8 protein-coding genes are annotated in these 7,900 nt (G+C 67.9%); 4 read left to right on the top strand and 4 right to left on the bottom strand.

The window, feature by feature from the left end:
* Positions 1-3: 3 nt before the first annotated feature.
* Both purT and A5699_RS28275 read right to left on the bottom strand, forming a co-directional pair.
* Positions 4-1,281, bottom strand: coding sequence for a formate-dependent phosphoribosylglycinamide formyltransferase (gene purT, locus A5699_RS01015; protein ID WP_067764142.1), 1,278 nt, complete (start codon positions 1,279-1,281; stop codon positions 4-6).
* Positions 1,282-1,305: 24 nt separating this feature from the next.
* Complete coding sequence (locus tag A5699_RS28275; protein WP_076239052.1) at positions 1,306-1,608, bottom strand: UBP-type zinc finger domain-containing protein; 303 nt, start codon at positions 1,606-1,608, stop codon at positions 1,306-1,308.
* A gap of 42 nt (positions 1,609-1,650) precedes the next feature.
* Between A5699_RS28275 and A5699_RS01020 the strand changes: the two genes are divergently transcribed.
* From A5699_RS01020 to A5699_RS01035, 4 genes are read left to right on the top strand one after another with little or no spacing between them, the layout of a single operon-like run.
* Positions 1,651-3,243 carry a Na+/H+ antiporter gene (locus tag A5699_RS01020; RefSeq protein WP_067764103.1) on the top strand — a complete coding sequence of 531 codons (1,593 nt, stop codon included), beginning with the start codon at positions 1,651-1,653 and terminating at the stop codon, positions 3,241-3,243.
* The gene (locus tag A5699_RS01025; protein WP_067764105.1) at positions 3,236-5,242 is read left to right on the top strand and encodes an MMPL family transporter; all 2,007 of its coding nucleotides are present in this window, start codon (positions 3,236-3,238) and stop codon (positions 5,240-5,242) included. Before A5699_RS01020 ends, A5699_RS01025 begins: the two co-directional genes overlap by 8 nt.
* A 9-nt stretch (positions 5,243-5,251) precedes the next feature.
* On the top strand, positions 5,252-6,457 hold the full coding sequence (locus tag A5699_RS01030; protein ID WP_067764108.1) for a cytochrome P450: 1,206 nt from the start codon (positions 5,252-5,254) through the stop codon (positions 6,455-6,457).
* Between the two features lie 4 nt (positions 6,458-6,461).
* Positions 6,462-6,656 (top strand): ferredoxin, encoded by a 195-nt coding sequence (locus A5699_RS01035; RefSeq protein ID WP_067764111.1) that lies wholly within the window; start codon positions 6,462-6,464, stop codon positions 6,654-6,656.
* On the opposite strand, the gene A5699_RS01040 is transcribed toward A5699_RS01035, so the two are convergent.
* Both A5699_RS01040 and A5699_RS29450 read right to left on the bottom strand, forming a co-directional pair.
* Positions 6,643-7,101 (bottom strand): nitroreductase family deazaflavin-dependent oxidoreductase, encoded by a 459-nt coding sequence (locus A5699_RS01040; protein ID WP_067764145.1) that lies wholly within the window; start codon positions 7,099-7,101, stop codon positions 6,643-6,645. The genes A5699_RS01035 and A5699_RS01040 overlap by 14 nt on opposite strands.
* Before the next feature lie 19 nt (positions 7,102-7,120).
* The coding region (locus A5699_RS29450) for an HNH endonuclease signature motif containing protein (protein WP_231965519.1) at positions 7,121-7,900 on the bottom strand (780 nt) is incomplete at its 5' end.

Below are 7,900 nucleotides of genomic sequence, written 5' to 3' on the forward strand. Positions count from 1 at the left end.
GGGCTACCGCAGCTTGCGCAGCGCGCTGCCGACCCGACGGGCGCGGTCGCGGGCGATGATCACGTCGGGAGCGGTGGCCAGCGCCACCCCGAGACGACGCGGCGCTTCGGATTCACCGGGATGCCCGAACAGGCGCACGTCGCTCTCCGAGGTGGCCAGGGCATCGGCCAGGACGCCGCTGATGTCGGCCGGCAACTCGTGGGCGTCGGCCCCGCCGTAAGTCACCTCGGCGGCCGCCGGGGAGATCATGATGGTGTCCACCGGCAGGCCGAGGATCGCCCTGGCGTGCATCTCGAACTCCGAGAGCCGTTGCGAGCGCAGTGTCACCAGGCCGCTGTCGTGCGGTCGGATCCGTACGTCGGAGAAGTAGACGTCGTCACCGGTGACCAGCAGCTCGACGCCGAACACCCCGCGTCCGCCCAGCGAGTTGACGATCCGCGCGGCGATCGACTTCGCGGCGTCCAGCGCCGCCGGCGTCAGCGGCTGGGGCTGCCAGGACTCCAGCACGTCGGTGCCGGCCTGACGGTGTCCGATCGGCTCGCAGAACTGCACCCCGGGACCGGACGGTCCGGTGGTGCGCACGGTCAGCATCGTGATCTCGTACTCGACCTCGACCACCGACTCGGCCAGCACCCGGTTGTGCGCGATGTGGCCCGCAGTCGTCGCGCGCTGCCAGGCCGGTTCGACGTCGTCGGGACGCAGCAGCACCGACTCGCCGTCGCGCTGTGCCCCCACCACCGGCTTGACCACCAACGGGAAGCCGGCGTGCTCGGCCACCGCGGTCAACTCCTCGACCGAGCCGGCGAACCAGAACGGCACCGTGGGCAGGCCCAGCTCGTCCGACGCCAGCCGCCGAAGACCTTCGCGGTCCTGGGAGAGCCGGATGCTGCGCGGGGACGGCAGCACCTCGATGTCACCCCGTTCGGCGACCGCCACCAACGCATCGGCGGCGATGACGCCGGACTCGGCGACGACGTAGCGCGGCTTCTCCCGATGGATCAGCGCGGTGAGTTCCTCGGCGTCGTTCATCTTGATCACCGCCGAGCGGTCGGCGACGCCGTGCGCCGGGGCGTAGTAGCGGTCGGCGGCCACCACGACACCGCCCAGTCGCTGGAACGCCAGGGCGAGCTCGCGGCTCAACTCCCCCGAACCCAGCAGCAGCACCGTCGCCGCGGGTTCGGGTGCGGCCTCTTCTACAGCCTCTTCGGCGCCATCGACCTGGTCGTCGGCCAGGTCAGTTGCCTCCCGGGCGGGCTGCGCATCTTCTATCGGTTCACTCATCGCACGCTCCACCCTGCCAGATCGTCAACCGACCCGATGGTCGATATAGCACCAACGCCACCTCTCCCCGGGTTCCGCCGAACGCATGACCGGATGACCGCTGGAATGAAAGTGCTTGGTGGCATGCTGATGCGGGCTTGAATCACAGCAACCGACGTGACCGCACGTCATGCACATACGCAGATGCGCCCAGTTGGTCTCGCCGTCTTCCTCGCATTCCTGGCAGCGCCCGGGGGTCAGCGGTTGCGGCTCGGCGACCTCGGCGGCGAGATGCTCACAGGTGCGAGGAGCCGGATCCGGCTCACGCCGACGTGATCTCCTCAACATGTTGATCAAGGATAAGCACCGACACAAAGGAGGGCTGACAACGTGGGTGCCTCGCTCTTGGCGGCACTGGTCGCCGCGATCCTGCTCGCCGCGGTGGCCCGCCGGTTCGACGTCTCGGCACCGCTGGCGCTGGTGGTGGCCGGGCTGGCCGGCAGCGCGCTGCCCGGCTTCCATGACGTCCAACTGGACCCCGAACTCGTGTTGTTCGTCATCCTGCCGCCGCTGCTGTGGTCGGCAGGGCTGGAGAGCAGCTACGTGGCGCTGCGCCGCAATATTCGACCCATCGGATTCCTGGCGATCGGGCTGCCGCTGGCCACCACGTTCGTCGTCGGCCTCGTCGCCTTCCACACGGTGCCGGAACTCACCATCGCCGCGGCGCTGACCCTCGGCGCGATCGTGGCCCCACCCGATGCGGTGTCGGCCACGGCGGTCGGGCGCCGGCTCGGCCTGCCCCGACGCACCATGACGCTGCTGGGCGGGGAAAGCCTGCTCAACGACGCCACCGCACTGACGGCCTACAAGGTGGCCCTCGGCGCTGCGATCGGCACGGCGGCGAGTTGGGGCAGCGGCTTGAGCACGTTCGCCCTGGCGGCGGTCGGCGGCGTGGTGGTCGGCTGGGTGCTCGGCATGGTGGTGCACTTCATCCGCACCCGGCTCGACGATCCGCTGGTCGAAAGCGCACTCGGCCTGGTGGCGCCGTTCTTCATCTACCTGATCGCCGAGGAGATCCACGGCTCCGGCGTGATCGCCGTCGTGGTGGCGGCGCTACTGCTGGGGCAGCGCGAAACCCAGGCCAGCTACGCCACCCGCCTGCAGGACAAGGCGGTGTGGAAAGCCCTGCAGCTGATCCTGGAATCGTTTGCCTTTCTGTTGATCGGCCTGCAGCTGCCGAAGGTGATCAGCGAACTGGCCGGCATCTCGGCCGCCACGCTGGCCATCTCCTCGGCGGCCGTGCTCACCACGGTGATCGGGGTGCGCATGGTGTGGGTCTACGCCTCGACCTACCTGCCCCGGCTGCTGTCCAAGAGACTCCGCAACCAGGAGACGTCCCCACCCGGCGCCCAGGTGTTCGTCGTGGCATGGGCGGGCATGAGAGGCGTGGTATCGCTGGCCGCCGCGTTCGCCGTGCCCGCCACCACGCTCGCCGGCGATCCGTTCCCCGGCCGCCCGCAACTGGTGTTCCTCACCTTCGTCGTCGTGGTCGGAACATTGCTGCTGCACGGTTTGACGCTGCCCTGGTTCATCCGCGTGCTCGACGCCCAGGGCAACGAGGCCCACAGCGATGCCATCGCCACCGCCGCGGCCCAGGACAAGGCGGCCCGGGCCGCCGCCGAGCGGCTCGATGAATTGCTGGCCGAAGAATCGGCCGGCGCCGACGTGCCGCAACGGGCCGCCGACGTGTTGCGGGCGTGGAACACCCGGCGCCGCAATACCGCTTGGGAGCAGCTGGGCCGCGACGACGCCGACATCGGTGAGAGCCCGACGTCGGCGTTCCGCCGATTGCGCCTGGAAATGCTTGCCGCCGAACGCGACACATTCATCGCCGAACGCGATGCCGGACACATCGATGACGAAGTGCTGCGTACTGTGCTGCATGGGCTCGACTTGGAAGAGGCGACACTGAATCGTGATTAAACGCTTGGCCTGGCTGGCTGTCCTGGTCGTGATCGTCTCCGGCGGCCTCCTGGGCCTGCTGAGTGGCGGCGACGCCGCCTCACAGTCACCGGTCGCCGTGCCGGCGGACGCCGAATCGGCGCGGGCCGACGCGCTGCGTGCCGAATTCCCCGGCGGCGACCAGGTTCCGGCGATCCTGGTGGTGACCCGCAGCGACGACGGTCCCCTCACCATGGCCGACGTCGACGCCGTCGCCAATGCACGCAACCGGCTGACCGACGCGCCGGGCCCGCCGGTGGTGGTCTCCGACGACGGGAAGGCCGCGATCGCCACCGTGCCGATGAAAGGCGACCTGTCCGGCTTCGGGCTCAACGACGCCGTGAAAGATTTGCGCACCCGCACCGCCGACGGATTGCCTCCCGGGCTGACGGCCGAGATCACCGGCGGGCCGGCATTCGGTGCCGACATCGCGAATTCCTTTGCCGGAGCGAACATCACGCTACTGGCCGTGACCGCGACCGTGGTGGCACTGCTGCTCATCATCACCTACCGCTCACCAGTGCTGTGGCTGGTCCCGCTGTTGGTAATTGCCTTCGCCGACCGGGTCGGCGCGGTCGTGGGCACTGCCGTGGCATCGGGTTTCGGGCTCAGCCCGGACGGTTCGACGTCAGGCATCACCAGCGTGCTGGTCTTCGGCGCGGGCACCAACTATGCGCTGCTGCTGATTTCGCGTTATCGGGAAGAGCTCGGCCGGACCGAAAGCCACCGTGAAGCCCTGGTGATGGCGGTGCGCGCGGCTGCCCCGGCGATCGTGGCCAGCAACGCCACCGTGGTGCTGGCCCTGTTGACCCTGCTGTTCGCCTCCGCGCCCAGCAACCGCAGCCTCGGATTGCAGGCCGCGTCCGGTCTTGTGGTCGCGGCCATCTTCGTCCTCGTGGTACTGCCACCGCTGCTGGCCCTGTGCGGCAAACGGCTGTTCTGGCCGTTCATCCCGAAGGTCGGCGCCCAGCCCCTGACCGAAAGCGGAATCTGGCACCGAATCGCGGACGCCGTGGCGCGCAAGCCTGCCCGCGTTTCGATCGTGGCGCTGGCCGGCCTGGCCCTGCTGTGTACCGGCCTGCTGTCCACCCCGATCGGATTGACCCAGACCGAGCAGTTCCGGGTTCAGGCCGAATCGGTGAGCGGCTATCAAACCCTGGCCGCCCACTTCCCGAGCGGTCTGACCGACCCCACCCGCGTCATCGCCTCCACCGCTCGTGGCGGTGCGGTGCAGCGGGCGATCACCGACACTCCAGGCGTCGTCTCGGCCACCCCGGCGGGCCAGTCCCCGACCGGACTGAGCCAGTGGTCGGTGGTGCTCAAAGCCGAGCCGGCCTCTGATGAGGCCTTCGAAACCATTGACGCGCTGCGTGATTCGGTGCATGTTGCCGATCCGTCCGCCGTGGTGGGCGGCGCGGACGCTCAGGCCAGAGACACCGCCTCAGCGGCCCAACGCGACCGGCTGGTGGTGATCCCGGCGATCCTGGCGGTGGTACTGGCCGTGCTCTACCTGCTGCTGCGCTCGGCTTTCGCACCGCTGCTGTTGGTCGGGGTGACGGTATTGAGCGCCCTGGCCGCGATCGGCCTGGGCGGCTGGGCCAGCGTGCATGTGTTCGGCTTCCCGGCCCTGGACAACAGCACCCCGCTGTTCGCCTTCCTGTTCCTGGTGGCCCTCGGCGTGGACTACACGATCTTCCTGGTCACCCGGGCCCGCGAGGAGACGCCCGAGTTCGGCACCCGGCAAGGCATCGTGCGGGCAGTGTCGGCCACCGGCGCGGTGATCACCAGCGCCGGCGTGGTGCTGGCGGCGGTGTTCTGTGTGCTGGGAGTACTGCCGCTGATTGTGTTGACCCAACTGGGCATCATCGTCGGGTTGGGCATCCTGCTGGACACGTTCGTGGTCCGCACGGTGATCATCCCGGCGCTGTTCACGTTGATCGGCCCGAAGATCTGGTGGCCGGGGCTGCACGCCGACCGGTAACGTCGTGGCATGAGTGGGCCGACGACACTGCCGCCAGTACACATGCGGCGCAATGGCTTCGACCCCACCCCTGACCTCGGCGAGATCCGCGAGACGGATGGTGTTCGCGCCGTCGTCAGCTCGTTCGGCAACCGCGTCTACCTGGTCACCCGCCACGAAGACGTCAAGACGGTGCTGTCGGACCACGAACGGTTCTCCAACGGCAGACCACCCGGTTTCGCGCTTCCCGGCGCGCCCGTGATGTCCGAGGAAGAACTGGCCAGCGCGCGGGCCGGCAACCTGCTCGGACTCGACCCGCCCGAGCACCAGCGATTGCGCCGCATGCTCACCGCGGAGTTCACGATCCGCAGGATGAAGCGGCTGGAGCCCCACATCGTGGAGATCGTCGACGCACACCTGGATGCCATGGCCGCTGCGGGACCGCCGTCCGATCTGGTGGCCGACTTCGCATTACCCATCCCCTCACTCGTGATCTGCGAACTGCTCGGGGTGCCCTACACCGACCGCGAGGACTTCCAGCACCGCTCGGCACGTCAACTCGATCTATCCCTGCCGATCGCGGAACGCTTTGGGCTGCAACGTCAGGCTCGCGACTACATGTGGGACCTGGTGGGACGGGCCCGCCGTGATCCAGGCGAGGACATCCTCGGCATGCTGGTGCGCGACCATGGTGACGAACTGTCCGACGACGAACTCGTCGGCATCGCCGGGCTACTCCTCCTTGCCGGCCACGAAACCACGTCGAACATGCTGGGCCTGGGCGTCCTGGCATTGCTGCGCCACCCCGATCAACTGGTTGCCGTGCGCGACGACCCCGACGCCGTCGGCCCCGCCGTCGAGGAGCTGCTGCGGTGGCTGTCCATCGTGCAGAACGCGATCCCCCGCTTCACCACCACCGACGTCGAGATCGCCGGGGTGCGGATCCCCGCGGGCGAGTTGGTGTTTGCCTCACTGCCGGCCGGCAACCGGGACCCCGACTTCATCCAGGATCCCGACGTGCTCGACATCCGCCGCGGCGCACCCGGGCATCTGGCCTTCGGACACGGCGTACACCATTGCCTCGGCGCGCCGCTGGCCCGCATGGAGATGCGGATCGCCCTGCCGGCCCTGCTGCGGCGCTTCCCGGACCTGGCGTTGGCCGAACCCTTCGACGATGTCGCCTATCGGTCTTTTCACTTCATCTACGGGTTGAAATCGTTGGCGGTAACGTGGTGATGCCATGAGGGTAGAAGCAGATCGTGACGCATGCATCGCGTCGGGCAACTGCGTGATGGTCTCCGACGTGATCTTCGATCAGGACGACGACGGTATCGTCGAGGTGCTCGTCGACGAGGTTCCCGACGACGAGATCGACCATGCTCGCGAAGCCGTCAAGCTATGTCCCGCTTCGGCTTTGAAGCTCACCGGACAGTGAGCTCGGGCGTCAACACGATCACCGGGATGGGTCGCGTCGTACGCTTCTGATAACCGATGTAGCGATTCTTATTACCCGGCATGTCGTTGACGATCCGCCACAGCCTCGGGTAGTCGGCATCCTCTGGGAGCACAGGTTTGGCCGTGACCGTGAACCGCTTGGGGCCGACGTTGATCTCCGCCTGAGGATTGGCCTTGAGGTTGTGGTACCAACCCGGGGCCGTCGGCTCCCCACCCTTCGACGCCACAACCAGGTAGTTGTCGCCGTCACTGGCATAGGCGAGCGAGCTGGCCCGGTGCAGACCGGTCTTGGCGCCCACGGTGTGCAAGATCAGCGTCACCGGACCGCCCGGGATGCGGTGCCCGATCCGGCCATCGGTGGCCTTGTAGACCTTGTCGTGCAGCATCAACATCGGCAGGCCGATGTACCTCTCCCACCACGGCATGCTCATGCTGACGATCCTCTCAGAATGGGGGCGGTGGTCCGTATTCTTCGGCGAGCCAGATTTGGTATTGGCGTTCGACGTCGAGGTCGTTGTTGATTTCGGCGCGTAGGTGTCGTTCTTCGGCGATGCGTTCTTGGCGTTCTTGTTCGCGGGTGTGGCTGCGTTTGGGCATCTTCATGCCACGGTGCGGACTTTGCGCCTCGGGATCGGGGAGGTTGAGGTCCCCGGTGGACTGGCCCAGGATGGGAAACAGCGTGGCGCCGTGGGCTTCGGTGGTGTAGGTGTGCCCGGTGGGTGTGTTGAATTCGACGGTGCCATCGGGTGATTGGCGATCGGCCCAGCCGGGGCAAAACGTTTTGACGAGATGGTGTGTGCGGCAATACATTTTGGTGTTCGACGGATGGGTCGGCCCGGCCGGATAGGGCACGGTGTGGTCGACATCGCAGTACTGTGCGGGCCGGTCACAGCCGGGGAACCGGCAGGTCAGATCCCGCCAGAAGATGAACTCCCGCAACGCCACCGACGGGCGATACCCAGGCTCTGGAGCAGAGGTCCTGGCGGTGGAGGCTGGCGCGGCCTCACTACTGTCAGCCGCCGCGCGGGTGGTCTCGGGGGTGGGGTTGTCGTCGGGTAGGTGCACCGGTTTGCGGGTGGCGTTGGCGGCCAGGTCGCGCACGCTTTGGGCGGGCACGATCCCGTAGCCGGGTAGGTAGCCGGGGGTGGGGCTGTTGGCATCGAGGGTGGCTTGCTCAGCCAGCAGGTGCACCACCGCGGCATCGGCAGCAGCCCGGGTGCCTGG

It is taken from the genome of Mycobacterium sp. E802 (genome assembly GCF_001666875.1).
Taxonomy (GTDB): Bacteria; Actinomycetota; Actinomycetes; order Mycobacteriales; family Mycobacteriaceae; genus Mycobacterium.

Bases quoted from the DNA above. Each gene is read 5' to 3' on its own strand.
- purT (WP_067764142.1), bottom strand. From the start codon at position 1,281: ATGAGTGAACCGATAGAAGATGCGCAGCCCGCCCGGGAGGCAACTGAC.
- A5699_RS28275 (WP_076239052.1), bottom strand. From the start codon at position 1,608: ATGTTGAGGAGATCACGTCGGCGTGAGCCGGATCCGGCTCCTCGCACC.
- A5699_RS01030 (WP_067764108.1), top strand. From the start codon at position 5,252: ATGAGTGGGCCGACGACACTGCCGCCAGTACACATGCGGCGCAATGGC.
- A5699_RS01035 (WP_067764111.1), top strand. From the start codon at position 6,462: ATGAGGGTAGAAGCAGATCGTGACGCATGCATCGCGTCGGGCAACTGC.
- A5699_RS01040 (WP_067764145.1), bottom strand. From the start codon at position 7,101: ATGCCGTGGTGGGAGAGGTACATCGGCCTGCCGATGTTGATGCTGCAC.